The sequence below is a fragment of the Streptomyces sp. NPDC093097 genome (assembly GCF_044754325.1).
In the GTDB taxonomy this organism is placed as follows: domain Bacteria; phylum Actinomycetota; class Actinomycetes; order Streptomycetales; family Streptomycetaceae; genus Streptomyces.
The window spans coordinates 64,879-81,353 of record NZ_JBIVOW010000024.1 but is presented as its reverse complement, the minus strand read 5'-3'; the positions used below and the strand labels follow the sequence as shown (position 1 = coordinate 81,353).

The following is a 16,475-nucleotide window of genomic DNA, read 5'->3' as shown; positions in this document are numbered from 1 at the left end:
CGCGCCCCGTCCCCCGGGAGAGCCGGGGCCCGCGGCCGTCCGCCGGCCCCGGTCCCCCCGGGGCTCGGGCTACTTCTGTTCCCGAGCGGCGAGGATCGCTGCCAGCTCCTTGCCGACGAACGCCTCGACGGCCGCCTTGTCGACACCGAGACTGGTCAGCGGACCGGAGCCGTTCTCCAACTCCAGCAGTGCCAGCAGCAGATGCTCGGTGCCGATGTAGTTGTGGCCCAGGCGCAGGGCCTCGCGGTAGGTGAGCTCCAGCGCCTTGCGCGACTGGACGTTGAACGGGATGAGGGCGGGCAGCGTGTCGACCGCGGGCGGCAGCGCCATGGTCGCGGCCCCGCGCAGGGCCTCGGCGGTCACCCCCTGGGCGACCAGGGCCCGCATCGCGAGGCCGTCCGGTTCGCAGAGCAGGCCGAGCTCCAGGTGGGCGGGGACGATCTCGGCGTTGCTGGCCGTGCGGGTCTCGTTCTGCGCCGCCACCACCACGTTCCGGGCCCGGTCGGTGAACCGGTTGAAGCCCTGGCTGAGGTCGAGGTCCGAGCCGCCGGCCGGCCCCTTGGGGACGAAGCGCTTCTGCGCGGCCTGCTTGCTGACGCCCATGCTCTGGCCGATGTCGGTCCAGGAGGCGCCCGAGCGCCGGGCCTGGTCAACGAAGTGCCCGATGAGGTGGTCGGCCACCTCGCCGAGGTGATCGGCGGTGAGGACGGCGTCGGAGAGCTGCTCCAGTACGTCCGAGCGGTTCTTCTTGATGGCCTCGATCAATTCGTCGAGGCGAACGGGATGCGTCATGCGTACGGGTTCCGTCATGCGTCAACCATAGGTTGACGATCAAGGTCTAGTCAACCCTTGGTTGACGGTTCGCCTCTCGGTGGGGTGCCCGTCGTCATAGGGGTCGCGAGGTCCGCGCCATCCATGGCCCGGCGGACGCTCCGGCCGCTGGAGCGTCCCGCCCTGTTCACCGGTGGCCGCCGGCCAGATCCCGGTTGATGGCCTTGGCGGCCGCCTCCACGGTGGCCACCCCGTCGCCCATGGTGTCGCTGCCGCTGGAGAGGACGGCCATCGCGTAGTCGTTGCCCTTGCCGTCGAACGCACCGACGCTGTGCACCCGCCAGCCCTGCTCGGAGCGTGAGAGCCAGCCGTTCTTGAGGTGGGCCGTGGCGGAGGCGGGCGCCCCGGCGGGGACGCCCCAGCGCTGGTCGGGGGCGACCTTCTCCATGAGGTCGAGGGCATAGGCCCGGGACTCCGGGCTGAGCACCGCGTTGTCCGTCGACAGCAGCCGCATCAGGGCGAGTTGGTCGGCGGCGGTGATCTGGGTCAGACCCCAGGCGACGCCCTCGCCGGGCACCGTGTCCCGCATACCGGCCAGGTCCAGGAAGCGCTGGACCTCGGCCCGGCCGACCTGGCGCCACAGGGCGTTGGTCGAGGCGTTGTCCGACTTGGTGATCATGGCGGTGGTCAGGGCGACCTCGTGCGGCGTCAGCGCGCGGTGCGCCTCCTGCGCCTGTCGCAGCAGCGTCCCCAGGATCGTGACCTTGACCACGCTCGCGGAGTCGAAGGAGGTGCTCGCCTGGAACTCGCAGCGGGTCTTCGACGCGTGGTCGTAGAGGGCCAGCGCTGTGGTGCCCTGGCGCCCCTGGAGGGCGTCGGCGATGTCGTGGGACAGGGTGGGGGCCAGGCCCGGGCGGCTGGAGGTGCAGACGACCTTGGCGTTGCCCACGGTGTTGCTGCCGGTGCTCGCCGGCGCGGGCGCCGCCACGCCCACTACGGTGAGCGCCGCCCCGGCCGCCACCAGGGCGGCCAGTCCGCGACGCGAGCGATGTGTGCGAGGTGTGCGACGTGTGGTGCGTGATCCGTGCATGAGGGTGGTGTGTCCTGTCCCACGGTGTGTGCCGCCCGCCAGGCCTCCCTTGGGGAGGCGCGCCCGGTATCTCACCGGCTGTGGCGATCAAGCGGCGACCCGTGCCCTGCAAGCAGGCACTCCCTGCAAGCGGGTACTCCGCCAGGGTGCGGGCCGGTCGTCCCCTTTGAGAAGGGCGACCGGGTGTGATGTTCGCCAAACGGGCATTGGGGACATCGCGCCGGGCGGCGGACGCCGAGGCCGGGAGCCGGGGCCCTTATCAGGGGGCTCGCCCGTGCGTCGCCGCACGCCCGCGGCATCGGGGCGACGGCGGATGCCGCCACCCCGATACCCGCGATACCGCAGCACCGCCCAGGTGCCGCTCCGCGCTGCGGCCCGCCTACGGGATCAACGGCTGCGCCGGATCCATCCACCACGCCGCCGTGGCACCCGGGAGCGTGCCGGCCGGGCAGGGGCCGCTGGCCAGCAGCGGCACACCGGCCACCGGTGCCGGCACCGGCTCGGTGCCGAAGTTGATCGCACAGACCAGGCCCTCGCCCCGCTCGAACGCGAGCACCTGCGGTGCCGACTCCAACCAGCGCAGGGTGCCGTCGCCGAGCTGCGGAAGGCCCCGGCGCAACTGGAGCGCCTCGCGGTAGAGGTGCCAGAAGGACCCGGTGTCGGCCACCGCCCGGTCCGCGGTGTGCGCGGCGAACGACGCGGGCTGCGGCAGCCAGGTCCGCGCCTCCGCGGCCGGACTGAAGCCGTACGGAGCGCTCTGCCCCGACCACGGGAGCGGCACCCGGCAGCCGTCCCGGATGTGCTCCCGGCTGCCCGTGCGGTGGAAGATCGGGTCGGTGAGCACCTCGTCCGGCAGGTCGTCGACCTCCGGCAGGCCCAACTCCTCGCCCTGGTAGACGTACGCGGCCCCGGGGAGGGCCAGCATCAGCAGCGCCGCGGCACGCGCCCGGTCCGGCCCCAACGTGCCTTCACGGGAGCCCGGTTCACCCGCGTAACGGGTGACCGTCCGCACCTGGTCGTGGTTGTTGAGCACCCAGGTGACGGTCGACCCGGTCTCCGCGATGTCGGTGAGCGCCTCGGAGATGACCTTGCGGAAGAGGTCGACGTCCCAGCGCGCGGTCAGCAGATGGAAGAAGAACGCCTGGTGCAGCTCATCGGGCCGGACGTACGCGGCCTGCTCCACCGGGGTGCGCACCGAGACCTCGCCCACCAGGAGCCGGTCGTGGCCGTCCCGGGCGGTGTACTCCTCGCACAGGGCCCGCCAGTCGCGCCACACCTGGTGCACCTCGGGCTGGTTCCAGGCCAGCGGGTTGACCGAGTCGCGGGTGCGCTCGTCGGCTGCCGGGTCGGGGGAGTCGGGGAGTTCGGGGTGCTTGAAGAGCCCCGCCGCCACGTCGATCCGGAAGCCGTCCACCCCGCGGTCCAGCCAGAAGCGCAGCACCTTGTCGAAGTCGGCCGCCACGTCGGGGTTGCGCCAGTTCAGGTCGGGCTGCTCGGGCGTGAACATGTGGAGGTACCACTGCCCCGGGGTGCCGTCCTCCTCGGTGATACGGGACCAGGCGGGCCCGCCGAACATCGCCCGCCAGTTGTTGGGCGGCAGTTCGCCGTTCTCCCCGCTTCCGTCCGCGAAGTGGAACAGGGCGCGCGAGGGCCCTCCGGGGGCGTCCTCCAACGCCGCCTGGAACCACGGGTGCTCGCTGGAGCAGTGGTTGGGGACGATGTCCAGCAGCACCTTCAGGCCGAGCCGGTGGGCGTCGGCCACCAGCCGGTCGAACTCGACGAGGTCGCCGTACGCCCGGTCCACGTCGCGGTAGTCCGCCACGTCGTAGCCGTGGTCGTGCTGCGGCGACGGGAAGAACGGGCTGAGCCACACCCCGTCCACGCCGAGCTTCTTGAGGTACGGCAAACCGCCGCGGACCCCGGCCAGATCCCCGATACCGTCTCCGGTGGTGTCGCGGAAGCTTCGGACGTAGACCTGGTAGATGACCGCATCGCGCCACCAGCGCTGGGCCGTGTCCTGGGCGGGGGTCGGATGGCCGCGATCTGCGGTGGCTGTGAGCATCTGCCGGGATCCACTTCGTACGGTGCAAGTCGGCGTGGTGACTTGCGAGTTGCTGTTATGCATGCATGTTAGGTAGCCCCCTCATTTCGGTGTCAATGGAATGACGGAAGTCGAACGATACGTGCCCGGATTTATGTCCTATGGCGCTCAACTGCTCTGTCGGATCGCCCCTGTTGGGCATCTCATCCGTCTCGTCTGTCGTCAACTCGCGGATACTGTCAGCGAGTAGAGCCAGATGTTGCCTACGGCATCAAGGTGTGGAGCAGAGGGTCGGGCGGCGGCGCGGGGTGACGGCAACCGGGGAGTTGCGTCGGGGTGTCGGCGAGCGGGCGTCGCGCCGTGCAGCCCGGGGAGGGGTGGCCGCGGGGGTGGCGGTCGCCGCACGACCGCGTCCGTGTATACCTGTTGGCCATACAGGACGGGCGGGCCCGGTAGCTCGCAGAAAGACCTTCCGGCCGTGGTCTTGAGGAGAGGACTTCCGGGGGAAGACCTCCGGGGCGGGACGGTGACCGGCCCGGCCCGCTCCGGGCCGAAAGGCCGTCGCAGGGGCCTTTCGCCGCAAGGAACCCGGACAACGGCCGAACCGGTGGACACGGCCGACGAGGCACAGGGAGAGGGAAAGCGTGCGGCTGCCACTCCTGGCACTGCTGGCCAACGGGCCCGCGCACGGCTACGAACTCAAACACGCCCTGGAGGCGCTGCTGGGCGCGGCCTACCCCCGCCCGAACGTCGGCCAGATATACGTCACCCTGGGGCGGTTGGCGAAGGCGGGCCTCATCGTGGGCGAGGAGGTCGAGCAGCCGGACCGCCCGAACAAGCGCATCTACCGGATCACCGAGGCAGGTCGGGAGGCGGTGTACGCGTGGTTCGAGGACGCCATCGTCGAACCACGGATCCGCGACGAGTTCTTCATGAAGCTCGCGCTCGCCTCCCGTTCCGGTGCCACCAGCAAGACGGCCCTGATCAGCAAGCAGCGCCGGCACTACCTCAAGTCCCTGCGGGAACTCTCCCGGTTGGCGGCGTCCGAAGACCGGGACAACCGGGTCGCGCATCTGCTCATAGAGGGCGCGCTGCTGCACCTCCAGGCAGATCTGGAGTGGCTGGAACGCTGCCAGGAGGAGTTGGAGTGAGCGGGCCGGGGCGGCGCGTGGGGTGAGCCGTGCGGGGTGGGGTGCACGGTGCGAGCCGGGCGGCGCGAGGGGCGGTGAGTGGTGAACGCGCGCACCGCGAACGTGCTCGCGCGACACCCCAGTTGATCTTCACTGGTCTGGGCCTCCGGAGTTATCCACAGCCCTGGCATGGGTGTTCACGGCCGCGTAACGTGCTCGCTCAAGGGCTGAGCACACGCCCTCTCACCTGCGATAGGACTGATAGATGTGAAGATCCTGATCTCTGCGGACATGGAGGGAGCCACCGGCGTCACGTGGCCCGCCGACGTGCTGCCGGGTACGCCGCAGTGGGAGCGCTGCCGCCATATGTTCACCTCCGATGTGAACGCCGCCATCGCCGGGTTCTTCGACGGCGGGGCGGACGAGGTGCTCGTCAACGAGGCCCACTGGACGATGCGCAACCTGCTGCTGGAGCAGCTCGACGAGCGCGCCGAGATGCTGACGGGGCGCCACAAGGCACTGAGCATGGTCGAGGGCGTCCAGCACGACGACGTCGACGGCATCGCGTTCGTCGGCTACCACACCGGGGCCGGCGCGGAGGGCGTACTGGCCCACACCTATCTGGCCAACACCCTCACCGGCGTCTGGGTCGACGGCACGCGCGCCAGCGAGGGATACCTCAACTCCCTCGTCGTGGCCGAGTACGGCGTGCCCGTGGTGCTGGTGACGGGCGACGACCGGACCTGCGCCGACGCTCAGGGCTACGCCCCGCAGGCCCCCGGCGTGGCGGTCAAGGACTATGTGTCGCGCTATGCGGCGGTGTGCCGGCCGCCGGCCCGCACGGCGGCCGAGATACGGGCCGCGGCCCGTCGGGGCGCGGCGCTCGCGGTGCGGCACGAGCCGGTCCGCAACGGCCCGTTCCGGTTCGAGTTGGAGTTCGACGCCGAGCATCTGGTGGGAGCGGCGACATGCGTGCCCGGCGTGGAGCGCTGTGCGGAGCGCCGCGTCACGTATACCAGTCAGGACATGTACCAAGCCATCCGGTGTTTCAAGGCGGTCACCACGGTCGTCTCGTCCGCCGTGGAGGAACAATATGGCTGAGATCGAGTTGACGGAGCAGAGGCCCGCCCCGCAGGCCGGGACGGTCGATCAGCAGGCGCTCGACGAGGTGGTCCGCTTCACCTCGGAGCTGATCCGGATCGACACCAGCAACACCGGTGACGGCAGTTGCCAGGAGCGCCCGGCCGCGGAGTACGTCGCCGAGCGGCTGGCCGACGTGGGCATCGAGCCGACCCTGCTGGAGCGCACCCCGGGACGGACGAACGTCGTCGCCCGCATCGAGGGCAGCGATCCGTCCGCTAAGGCGCTGCTGGTCCACGGACACCTCGACGTGGTCCCGGCCGAGCCCGCCGACTGGCAGGTCCACCCCTTCTCGGGGGAGGTCCGCGACGGGGTGGTCTGGGGCCGCGGCGCCATCGACATGAAGAACATGGACGCGATGATGCTCGCGACGGTCCGGCAGTGGGCCCGCAGCGGAGTGCGGCCCCGGCGCGACATCGTGCTGGCGTTCACCGCCGACGAGGAGGCCAGCGCCGAGGACGGTTCGGGATTCCTGGCCGACCGGCACGCGGACCTCTTCGAAGGCTGCACCGAGGGCATCAGCGAGTCCGGGGCCTTCACCTTCCATGCCGGCGGCGGGATGCGGATCTACCCGATCGCGGCCGGGGAGCGCGGCACCGCCTGGCTGAAGCTGACGGCCCACGGCCGGGCCGGCCACGGCTCGAAGGTCAACCGCGACAACGCGGTCAGCCGGCTGGCCGACGCGGTGTCCCGGATCGGCGCGCACCAATGGCCGGTGCGGCTCACCCCCACCGTCCGCGCCGCCCTGCGCGAACTCGCCGCGCTGTACGGCCTCGACATCGACCCCGAGCGGGCCGACTTCGACGTCGACGCCCTGCTCGGCAAGCTCGGACCGGCCGCCAAGCTGGTCGAGCCGACGGTGCGCAACAGTTCCAACCCGACGATGCTGAGCGCCGGTTACAAGGTCAACGTGATCCCGGGCTCCGCCGTCGCCCACGTGGACGGCCGGGTCGTCCCGGGCGGCGAGGCGGAGTTCCGCACGACCATGGACGAGCTCACCGGGCCCGACGTCACCTGGGAATACCACCACGGCGAGGTCGCGCTCCAGGCCCCGGTCGACTCCCCGACGTTCGCCGCGATGCGGGCCGCCATCGAGCGGTTCGACCCGCAGGGCCACACCGTGCCGTACTGCATGTCCGGGGGCACGGACGCCAAGCAGTTCTCCCGGCTGGGCATCGTCGGCTACGGCTTCTCGCCGCTGAAGCTGCCCGAGGGGTTCGACTATCAAGCGCTCTTCCACGGTGTGGACGAGCGGGTGCCCGTGGAGGGCCTGCACTTCGGCGTCCGGGTCCTCGACCACTTCCTGCGCGGTGTGCCGGGGAACGGAGGGATGCCCCGCTGACGAGGGGGCCGGTCGGCCGCGCAGCGTGCCGGCCGGCCCCGTGAGCCGCCCCTTCGTGCCGACCGCCGCCGTCGTCTCCATGCCCCTCGCGCTGAACTGACGTCCTATCACCGATTCGCGTCGCGAGCGTTGACATGTCCGTTTCTCGTGTCACAACATGAGCGCGCCTTACCGACTGGTTGGTACGACGTGCCCTTCTGGAGGTCTGCGTGCCCAGCGTCTCCCGCCCCGTGCTCCGCATCTCCCTCGCCCTGCTGGCCGGCACCGCCCTCACCACACCTCTCGTCCTGAGCGCCCCCGCGGCCGCCGCGCGAGGCGCCGCCGCCCCCTACGCGGTCACCGCGCTGAAGGTCTCCGTGCGCGCCGGCGGCCGCACCTGCACGGTGGACGCTGACCTCTACCGACCGCGCGGCGTCGACGCCGCGCACCCGGCACCCGCCGTGATGACCACCAACGGCTTCGGCGGCAGCAAGGCGGACGGCTCGACCGACGCCATCGCCCGGGCCTTCGCCACCCGCGGCTATGTCGCTCTCGCCTACTCCGGCCTGGGCTTCGGCAAGACCGGCTGCCCGATCTCCCTCGACGACCCGAAGATCGACGGCAAGGCGGCGAGCCGGCTGATCGACCTGCTGGCCGGCACTCGCGCCGCCGACGACGGCACCCGCGTCGACTTCGTCGCCAAGGACGGACCGGGCGATCCCCGGGTCGGCATGATCGGCGGGTCGTACGGCGGGGCGATCCAGATGGCCACCGCCGCGGTCGACCACCGCGTCGACGCACTGGTTCCGCTGATCACCTGGAACGACCTCTCCTACGCCCTCGACCCGAACAACGCCGGCCGCACGCACGGCGTCAGCGGTCCGGTGCCCGGTGCGTACAAGTACCAGTGGACGAACGGCTTCTTCTTGATCGGTGAGGCGCAGGGGCTGCTCCATCCGCAGCTGGACCCGTCGCGGATCGGCGGTGCGGGCTGTCTGCACTTCGTCGCGCCCGCCTGCCGCACCAAGCGACTGCTGGACTCCCGCAGTTACCCGCCCGGCAGGACCCGGGAGGTGCTCCGGTACGCACGCAGCGTCTCCCCGGTCTCCTATCTGAAGTCGGTGAAGGCGCCCACGCTGCTCGTCCAGGGGGAGGCCGACACCCTCTTCAACCTCAACGAGGCCGCGGCCACCTACCGCACCCTCGCCGGCCAGGGCACGCCGGTGAAGATGATCTGGCAGTCCTGGGGCCACAGCGGCGGGATGAAGAACCCGGCCAGGGGCGAACTGAACCTGGGCAAAGGCAACTTGGAGACCAGCTATGTCGGTCAGCGGATCCTCTCCTGGTTCGACCGCTATCTGCGCCACCGGCCGGCCACCCGCACCGGACCAGCCTTCGCGTACTACCGGGACTGGGTGACCGACGGCCCCACCTACGCCACCGCCTCCGCCTTCCCCGCGGGCGACGGCCACCGGCTCTATCTCTCCGGGGACGGCAAGCTCGTCGACAACCGCGCCAAGGTGGCCCGCGGCAGCCGCAGTTACCGCAATCTGCGGGTGCCGACCAGCCACTCGGAGAACTCGCTGGCCGGGATGCTCGGCCTGCCGGACCCCCAGCCGTACGACCTCAAGGGCACCTACCTCGGCTGGACCTCGGCGCCCGTGGAGGGCGGGCCGATGGACGTGGTGGGCGCCCCCAGGCTGACGCTGAAAGTGGTCTCGCCGCAGGCCGAGCGGACGCAGAACTCCCCGGACGCGGCACACAAGTTGGTGCTCTTCGCCAAGCTCTACGACATCGCACCGGACGGGAAGAAGACGCTGGTGCACCGGCTGGTGGCCCCGGCCCGGGTGCCCGATGTGACCCGGCGGTTCACGGTGGAACTCCCGGGCATCGTGCACCGCTACCAGCTGGGGCACCGGCTGCGGTTGGTGATCGCCGCGAGTGACTCCGCCTATGCGGGCAACCGCGGGGTGAAGCGGGTGACGGTGACCAGCGCGCCCGGCGACACCGGGGTCCTCGAACTTCCCGTCACCCAGGGGGAAGTGCCGTAGCAGAGGGAAGCGGCGCCGCCGGTATCGGCTCACGGGCGGCGGGTGTCGGGCGCGCCGCGGCCGCCCGGCGCCGGCGGGCCGTCAGGGAGACGGGCGTCGCCCCGGTCGTCCGCCGGCAGGTGTTCGGCGTCAGTCCTCCGTGACCGTGATGGCCTGTACCGGGCAGGCGCGGGCGGCCTCCTTCACCAACGGGTCGCCCCCGCCGTCCTCGCGGCCCGGCAGCAGCGCGCTGAATCCGTCGTCGTCCTGAGTGAACACCGACGGAGCCGTGAGCGCGCACTGGCCGGAGCCGATACAGACCTTGTTGTCGATGGTGATCCGCATGTCCGGAACCCCTTTCGTGAGCATGCCGCTTCCGATGGTGTCGAACGGTGCTACCAGGTCAACGGCAGTTCGATCATTCCTTGGAGAGTGTCTCCCGGCTTGAACGGAATCTCGGCAGCCGGCACGGCGAGTCGCAGGTCGGGGATGCGCCGGAAGAGCGAGCCCAGCGCGATCTCCATCTCGACACGGGCCAGATTCTGCCCCAGGCACTGGTGGATGCCGAAGCCGAACGCCACATGGTGGCGGGCCGAGCGGCCGAGGTCCAGTTCGTCCGGCGACGGATAGGCCGTGTCATCCCGGTTGATCACCGACGTCGGGAACACCACGCCGTCGCCGGCGCGGATGGTCTGGCCGGCGAGCTCGATATCGGCCGTCGCCACCCGCAGCATCCCGTCGGCTATGGACAGAAACCGCAGCAACTCCTCGACCGCGACCGGGATCAGACTCTCGTCCGACCTCAACTGGGCCAGCTTTTCCGGGTGTTCCAGCAGGGTGAAGGTGCCGAGCGAGATCATGTTGGCGGTGGTCTCATGGCCGGCGATCAGCAGCACCATGGCCATGCGGACCAGTTCCTCGCGCTCCAGCGTCCCGGGCCGGAGCCGCTCGGTGATCAGCTCGTCCAGGAGGCCGTCGCCCGGATCGCTCTCCTTGCGGGCGATGAGCTCCAGCAAATACTCGTCCAGCTCCACCCGGGCCTTCTCGCCGTCCTCGGCCGTGGGCCCGCGCAGGAGACGGCGGGACTGCTCCTCGAAGAACTCGTGGTCCGCGTACGGGACGCCGAGCAGGGAGCAGATCACCATCGAGGGGACCGGCAGCGCGAACGCGGAGACCAGCTCGGCGGGAGGGCCCTGTGCCAGCATCCGGTCCAGCAGGTCGTCCACGATGCGCTGGATCTCCGGCCGGAGCGCGGCGGTCCGCTTGACGCTGAAGGTGGGGATCAGCATCCGCCGCTGGGTGTTGTGCTCCGGGTCGTCCACGCCGATCAACGGCGTCCGCACCCGCCGGGCGTTCTCGAAGCGTGCCTGCGGGATGGGGAACCGCGGATTCTGCCGGTCGGCCGACAGCCGTTGATCGCTCAACAGGGCTCGCGCCTCCGCGTGGCCGGTCACCGCCCAGACCTTGCGGCCGTCGTAGAGCGAGACCTGGGAGAGCGGAGCGGACTCGCGCAGTGGTCGGTAGCTCGCCGGCGGGTGATACGGACAGGTGCGGTCCTGGGGGAAGGAGATGGTGTCGCTCACGGTTCCTCCGGTGCGGGTGAAGTGAGGTGCTCGCCAGAGGGACGTCACCGACGGCCGTCGTGTGACATGCGCTCCCCGTGCGGGCGAGGTGGGCCGCGCTGATCTCCAGATATCTGCGGTGAACCGGGGGCCGCTCCTGCTGCCCAACGTCAGGCGCAGGCAGTCCCGTTGGGCGTGCTCATCCCCTCTCGACGGTCGTCTCCGCTGCTCGGTGCCGCGGGCTTGATCCCTGAACGCCCGGACGCGTCCCGGACGTTCCCTTCGGATGCAGCAACGTCTCCAGAATCGCGTCCAGATGACGCTCGCGCGCACCACCGTCCGGGAGCGAACGCGGAACCGCGTGGCTGAGCTGGGTGTGCCCCAGATAGGTGGTGTACGCGAGCAGGCCGCGGTGCTGCGCCTCGTCTTCGGGGAACCCCAACTCGACGAAGAGGGTGGCGATATAACCGAGCCGGCGGTCGGTCACCCGGGCGAGCACGGCCGCCACCCTCGGGTCCGCCGCCGAGGCCAGCAGCGAGACCTCCAAGGGATCCTCGGCGGCGCGGCGGGTCGCCCGGAAGAGGAGCTGGCGGAGCCGCTCGCCCGGATCCCGTTCCCCCGCCAGCTCGGTGATCATGGCCTCGGTGCGGCTCTGTGCCCAGTGCTCCAGGGTGGCCTCGATCAGTGCGTCGCGGTTGGCGAAGTGCCAGTAGAAGCTGCCCTTCGTGGTGCCCAGCCGGGCCGCCAACGGCTCCACGGCGACCGCCGCGAGGCCGCCCTCGCCCATCGCGGCCAGGGCCGCATCGGCCCAGTCCTGCACGGTCAGCCGCTGTCGCGCGGTGTCGCCGTCGGTCTCCTTCGCCCGCTTTCGCGCCATGACCATACGCTAGCGTACGGTCACTCCGTACGCCACCGTATGGCGATGGCTGTGCAGAGGTTGAATTTCCTCAACTCGCCCCACCAGGAACGCGATTGGGCGCCCCTTGGCTCGGAGCGAGTGTCCCGTTGGCGAGCCGCGCTGGCACGCGGTGCCTTTCCGGTGTGTGCATCCAGGGGTCGGCCGATCCCGCGCACGGAATCAGACATATGGGCCGACCTGCACGGGAAGGATGCCTCCACACCCTGCCGGAGGTCGGCTTGGTGCGCTGCCCCCTGTTCAGATATGGCACGCAGTGCCAGACTCGGTTCATGGAGCAACGAGATGACGCGGGACAGCGAAAGGCCCTCGGTACCCACCAGGCTTGGGCAGCGCTCGGAGGCGACCCCGGGCTCACGGAGCGGATCTCCTACACCGGGCCACCCGGCCTGCTGGCCGCCCGGCTCCCGGTCATGGACCTGGCCCGCTCCACCGTCGCCGTCTGCGCCCTCGCGGCGGCCGAACTCGCCGCCCGGCGCGACGGCGGCCCACTGCCCGCCGTACGGGTCGACGACGGCGCGGTGGCCACCGCCTTCGTCAGCGAACGGCACCTGCGGATCGACGGCCGGGCCCCCTCGAACTTCGCGCCGCTCTCCCGCTTCTGGCGCACCGCCGACGGCTGGCTCCGCACCCACGCCAACTACCCGCACCACCGCACCCGCCTGCTCGGCGCACTGGGCCTGCCGGACACCGCGGGACCCGCCGAAGCCGAGGCCGTGATCGCCGGCCGACGGGCCGAGGACCTTGAGGACACCGTCTACGCGGCCGGGGGACTGGCGGTCGCCGCGCGCACCCCCGAGGAGTGGTCCGCCCACCCTCAGGGCGCCATCCTCTCCCGGCACCCGCTGCTGACCCGGGAGCCCCTCGGTGCCGACGCCCCACCGCGCACGCTGCCGGCCCGCGCCGGAGACCCGGTGCGGCCCGCCGCCGGGCTGCGCGTCCTGGACCTGACCCGGGTGATCGCCGGCCCGGTCGCCACCCGTACGCTCGCCCTCCTCGGCGCGGACGTCCTGCGCATCGACGCCCCGCAGCTCCCGGAGAGCCAGGACGCCCACAGCGACACCGGTTTCGGCAAGCGCTCCACCGCTCTCGACCTGGGATCACCCAGTGGCCGGGCGTCGTTCGAGGCGCTGCTGGACGAGGCGGACGTGGTGGTGACCGGCTACCGACCCGGCGCTTTCGACCGTTTCGGGCTCGCCCCCGAGGTCCTCGCGGAGCGCCGGCCCGGGCTGGTCGTGGCGCGGCTCTCCGCCTGGGGCGACGACGGCCCCTGGGGCGGCCGGCGCGGGTTCGACAGCCTCGTCCAGGTGGCCACCGGCATCGCCGCCGTCGAGGCGGACGGTGCCGGCACTCCGGGCGTACTGCCGGCGCAGGCGCTGGACCACGGCACCGGGTACCTGCTGGCCGCGGCGGTGCTGCGGGCACTGACCGAGCAGTCCCGGACGGGTGGTTCACACCTGGCGACGCTGGCACTGACCCGTACGGCCCGCTGGCTGGTGCACGGCCTCGGGAACAAGCCCGAGCGGCCCACCCCTGAAGACACGACGGCCTCCACCCCTCCAACGGGCTACGACCCCGACCACTACCTCCGCGAAACCGACAGCCCTGCCGGGCGACTGCGGTACGCGTTGCCTCCGGTGTCCTTTCACGGCGGCCCGGTCAACTGGGCGACCCCGCCCGGCCAGTGGGGCACCGACGCGCCCGTATGGCGCTGAACGGGCCCGCGCGATCCCGTTCGGAACGGTTCCTCGGGCAGCAGCATCAAGCACGGGTCCAGCTCCACCTCTACCCCCATAGGAGGCAGCAGCTCATCGGCGGGTAGCGGTCTTCCCTTCCTCAAGGGCCCGCCCGCGGCGCGCCGGGCGGTCCGGCCGTCCCGCCGGTCTGCGGCCTGGCGGCCGGACCCGGCGGACGTCCACCGCCCACACCACCGCGGCACGCACCAAGCGCCCACCAGCGGGCAACCACCGTACGAGGTCGGTGCGTTGTGATCGCGGCCGGCGGCCGTGGGGGCTTTAGGCAGCCACCCCGGGGCGAGCAGGGCCACCTCGCGCGCCGTGGCCGCCGGCAGCTCCAGCCACACCACACCGGAGCAGGTACGCGACGCGCTTGCCCGCCTCGACGACGAGTAGCAGCTAGCAGGGCCGCCAGTCACGCGGCCCACCATCGTTGCGCAGCCCGGCGATCCGCCGTCGATACTCCTCCGCCGTCCACTCGTCCTCGGTGACGTTCTGCATCAGCCACGTCGTCATGCCGAACTCCTGGAGCCCTCGCATCGTCGCGTACCCGTGCCAGCCGAACAGGTCCCGCCCGTACTCGCCCACGAAGTCGGCGTACTGCTCATCGGTCTGCCACCCAAGGCTGTGGTGTTCCACGGCCGTGACCATCAGATCCCACTCCGGGTGATCGAAGCAGAAGGCTTCGAAGTCGATCAGGGTCACTTGTCCTTGGTCGTTCACCATGAGGTTCTGCACGTGGGCGTCACCGTGAACAGGCCCCTTGGGGGACTCGAACCGCAGCTCGGCGTACTTGTCCCGCAGCTCCTGCCACCGCTTCCGTAGGAAGACCTTGTCATCCTCGGGGACCGAGGCGCGGTCCAGGCGCAGTTCCTGCTTGTCGAAGGGGTCAAACGCCGGCAGCTCAAGGCCCTCCGGCACAGTCAGCGCGTGAAGGTCACGCAACATGCCGCCCAGCTCCCCGTACGTGGCCTTCCGATCGCCCTCAACGATCAGATGCCAGAAGGTCACAGGGTGGCCCTCTATCAGGAGTGGTTGCTCCAGGTCCTCGATGATGCGAGCAGCGGGGAACCCTTCACCTGTCAGCCACCGAGAGACGGCCACCTCCGTACGGGCCTTGGGCATCCACTCTTCCCCACGGGCCACGCGCACGATCACCGGCGCCGATGCCAGCCGAAACAGCCCGTTCTCCCCGAAGCGGATCAGCTCCGCCCCTCTCTCATCGAGCCCCGCAGCCCGGCATGCGGCAGCCGTCACCCGCGCGGCCTCCGCCGAAGTGAACCCCTCTTCCGGCCTCTGCGCAGCGTCAAGCGCCATGCCCGAACCAGCTCCCCTCGTCGCGCGCGATCAACCGGCGCACGCCCACAGGTGACCAACCCGACGCCGCCGGACACGGCAACGACCGTACCGAGGGAAGTCCACTCGGAACGAGGGGTAAGTGAATCAAGGCTGGGGCGGAACGAGACCCCGATGGGCAACAGGACAGCCCAGAGGTCCTTATGGAGGCCCAAAGTTCATTCTCACGGCGCGGATGCCGTGGCTCCGGATAGCACTCCACGCCGCCCGGAGCCGTGGTCGGGCGGTGGGCCGTCGGGAAGCGGAGAGGGTTGGTCCGGTGGTGCGGCCCCTCGTACGATCTGCTGATGACGAGCACCGAACGCTATCTTGCGCGTGGCCCCCGGGTGGGTATCCGGCCCTTCACCGCCGCTGACCGGCAGGAGTTCACCACCTTCGCCCGGCAGAGCGTCGATCTGCACCGCCCATGGCTGTTCCCCCCGGATACCGACGACACGTTCGACGGCTACCTGGCACGGCTTCAGGAACCGCTGCGCGAGGGCTACTTGATCTGCGAGCTCGACTCCGGGCGCATCGCGGGCTACCTCACCATCAACAACATCGTGCACGGCGGCTTCCAGAGCGGAGCCATCGGTTACGGGGTGTTCGCGCACGCCGCCGGGTGCGGGCTGATGAGCGAGGGCCTGCGGCTGGTGCTCCGCCATGCGTTCGGGCCGTTGGGCCTGCACCGCCTGGAGGCCAATATCCAGCCGGCCAACAAGCACTCGATCTCCCTGGTCGAGCGTGCGGGCTTCCGCCTGGAGGGCTTCTCCCCGGACTTCCTCTTCGTCGACGGCGCCTGGCGTGACCACGAACGCTGGGCCCTCACCAGCGAGATGCTCCAGGAGGATGCGGAAGACCAGGCCGACTAGGAGGGCGAGAGGGCGGACGGGGACACCCGGAGGGGCGGCGAGGTGAGGAGGACGCGTTCGGGGTCTGCTCCACCCTGACCGGCCCCTTCGGCAACCGGCTTCGCCTCGACGGGCCGGCCCCGAAGGGAGAGCCGGGCCGGCCGTGCCAACGGGAGGGCCGTCACCGGCCCTTTCGGTTGATCTTCATGGTGTCCATGTCGGTGGCGGTGGAGCGCAGCTCGCGGTAGCCCAGGCCGGCCTCCCGTAGCGCCTCCTCCGCCTTCTCCTCACCGAGCGCGGCGGCCATCTCCTCGCCGTACTCGGCGTCCGAGACGACGACGTAGCGGTAGCTGAAGGCGTGCAGCGCGGTGTCGTAGGCCAGCGAGCCCTCGGGAGTGAACTTCAGCTGCGCGAGCCCGTGGTCCTCGACCTCGGCGAGCAGCTTCGTGCGGGCCTCGTCCGTGAGGTTGTCCCACTTGCCGCGGACGATCACTCGGTAGGTGTGCTGCGTGGCCATCTGTACCGCTTCCGTTCTGCCGTCACCCGGTGTGC

General features: G+C 70.9%; 14 protein-coding genes. 6 read left to right on the top strand and 8 right to left on the bottom strand.

The window, feature by feature from the left end:
* Positions 1–69: 69 nt before the first annotated feature.
* The 3 genes from ACIQE0_RS31840 to ACIQE0_RS31830 all read right to left on the bottom strand — a co-directional run bounded on the left by ACIQE0_RS31840 (position 70) and on the right by ACIQE0_RS31830 (position 3,923).
* The gene (locus tag ACIQE0_RS31840) at positions 70–810 is read right to left on the bottom strand and encodes a Clp protease N-terminal domain-containing protein (protein ID WP_402338720.1); all 741 of its coding nucleotides are present in this window, start codon (positions 808–810) and stop codon (positions 70–72) included.
* 148 nt (positions 811–958) lie between these two features.
* Positions 959–1,861, bottom strand: a complete 903-nt coding sequence (locus tag ACIQE0_RS31835) for a serine hydrolase (RefSeq protein ID WP_366333133.1) — start codon at positions 1,859–1,861, stop codon at positions 959–961.
* Between the two features lie 379 nt (positions 1,862–2,240).
* Positions 2,241–3,923, bottom strand: coding sequence for a glycoside hydrolase family 13 protein (locus ACIQE0_RS31830; protein ID WP_402338719.1), 1,683 nt, complete (start codon positions 3,921–3,923; stop codon positions 2,241–2,243).
* A 623-nt stretch (positions 3,924–4,546) separates the two neighbouring features.
* On the opposite strand from ACIQE0_RS31830, the gene ACIQE0_RS31825 reads away from it, so the two are divergent.
* From ACIQE0_RS31825 to ACIQE0_RS31810, 4 genes are all read left to right on the top strand, one after another.
* Positions 4,547–5,053 carry a PadR family transcriptional regulator gene (locus ACIQE0_RS31825; RefSeq protein ID WP_402338718.1) on the top strand — a complete coding sequence of 169 codons (507 nt, stop codon included), beginning with the start codon at positions 4,547–4,549 and terminating at the stop codon, positions 5,051–5,053.
* Positions 5,054–5,299: 246 nt separating this feature from the next.
* Positions 5,300–6,133 carry a M55 family metallopeptidase gene (locus tag ACIQE0_RS31820; protein WP_366333138.1) on the top strand — a complete coding sequence of 278 codons (834 nt, stop codon included), beginning with the start codon at positions 5,300–5,302 and terminating at the stop codon, positions 6,131–6,133.
* Complete coding sequence (locus ACIQE0_RS31815; RefSeq protein WP_402338717.1) at positions 6,126–7,514, top strand: M20/M25/M40 family metallo-hydrolase; 1,389 nt, start codon at positions 6,126–6,128, stop codon at positions 7,512–7,514. Before ACIQE0_RS31820 ends, ACIQE0_RS31815 begins: the two co-directional genes overlap by 8 nt.
* Positions 7,515–7,723: 209 nt before the next feature.
* Positions 7,724–9,544 (top strand): CocE/NonD family hydrolase, encoded by a 1,821-nt coding sequence (locus ACIQE0_RS31810; protein WP_402338716.1) that lies wholly within the window; start codon positions 7,724–7,726, stop codon positions 9,542–9,544.
* Positions 9,545–9,673: 129 nt separating this feature from the next.
* Here ACIQE0_RS31810 and ACIQE0_RS31805 read toward each other — a convergent pair whose 3' ends face one another.
* The 3 genes from ACIQE0_RS31805 to ACIQE0_RS31795 form a co-directional block, all read right to left on the bottom strand.
* On the bottom strand, positions 9,674–9,868 hold the full coding sequence (locus ACIQE0_RS31805) for a ferredoxin (RefSeq protein ID WP_366333144.1): 195 nt from the start codon (positions 9,866–9,868) through the stop codon (positions 9,674–9,676).
* A 50-nt stretch (positions 9,869–9,918) separates the two neighbouring features.
* On the bottom strand, positions 9,919–11,106 hold the full coding sequence (locus ACIQE0_RS31800; RefSeq protein WP_402338715.1) for a cytochrome P450: 1,188 nt from the start codon (positions 11,104–11,106) through the stop codon (positions 9,919–9,921).
* 178 nt (positions 11,107–11,284) lie between these two features.
* Positions 11,285–11,968 carry a TetR/AcrR family transcriptional regulator gene (locus ACIQE0_RS31795; protein WP_402338714.1) on the bottom strand — a complete coding sequence of 228 codons (684 nt, stop codon included), beginning with the start codon at positions 11,966–11,968 and terminating at the stop codon, positions 11,285–11,287.
* Between the two features lie 305 nt (positions 11,969–12,273).
* On the opposite strand from ACIQE0_RS31795, the gene ACIQE0_RS31790 reads away from it, so the two are divergent.
* Entirely contained in the window at positions 12,274–13,716 is a 1,443-nt protein-coding gene (locus ACIQE0_RS31790; RefSeq protein ID WP_402338713.1) for a CoA transferase, read from the top strand.
* A gap of 420 nt (positions 13,717–14,136) precedes the next feature.
* Here the strand turns inward: ACIQE0_RS31790 and ACIQE0_RS31785 are convergent, their stop codons facing one another.
* Complete coding sequence (locus ACIQE0_RS31785; RefSeq protein WP_402338712.1) at positions 14,137–15,054, bottom strand: aminoglycoside phosphotransferase family protein; 918 nt, start codon at positions 15,052–15,054, stop codon at positions 14,137–14,139.
* 326 nt (positions 15,055–15,380) lie between these two features.
* Here ACIQE0_RS31785 and ACIQE0_RS31780 point away from each other — a divergent pair, with 326 nt between their 5' ends.
* Positions 15,381–15,944, top strand: a complete 564-nt coding sequence (locus ACIQE0_RS31780) for a GNAT family N-acetyltransferase (protein ID WP_402338711.1) — start codon at positions 15,381–15,383, stop codon at positions 15,942–15,944.
* 160 nt (positions 15,945–16,104) lie between these two features.
* Here the strand turns inward: ACIQE0_RS31780 and ACIQE0_RS31775 are convergent, their stop codons facing one another.
* Entirely contained in the window at positions 16,105–16,440 is a 336-nt protein-coding gene (locus tag ACIQE0_RS31775; protein WP_366333153.1) for a DUF6204 family protein, read from the bottom strand.
* Between the last annotated feature and the right edge of the window lie 35 nt (positions 16,441–16,475).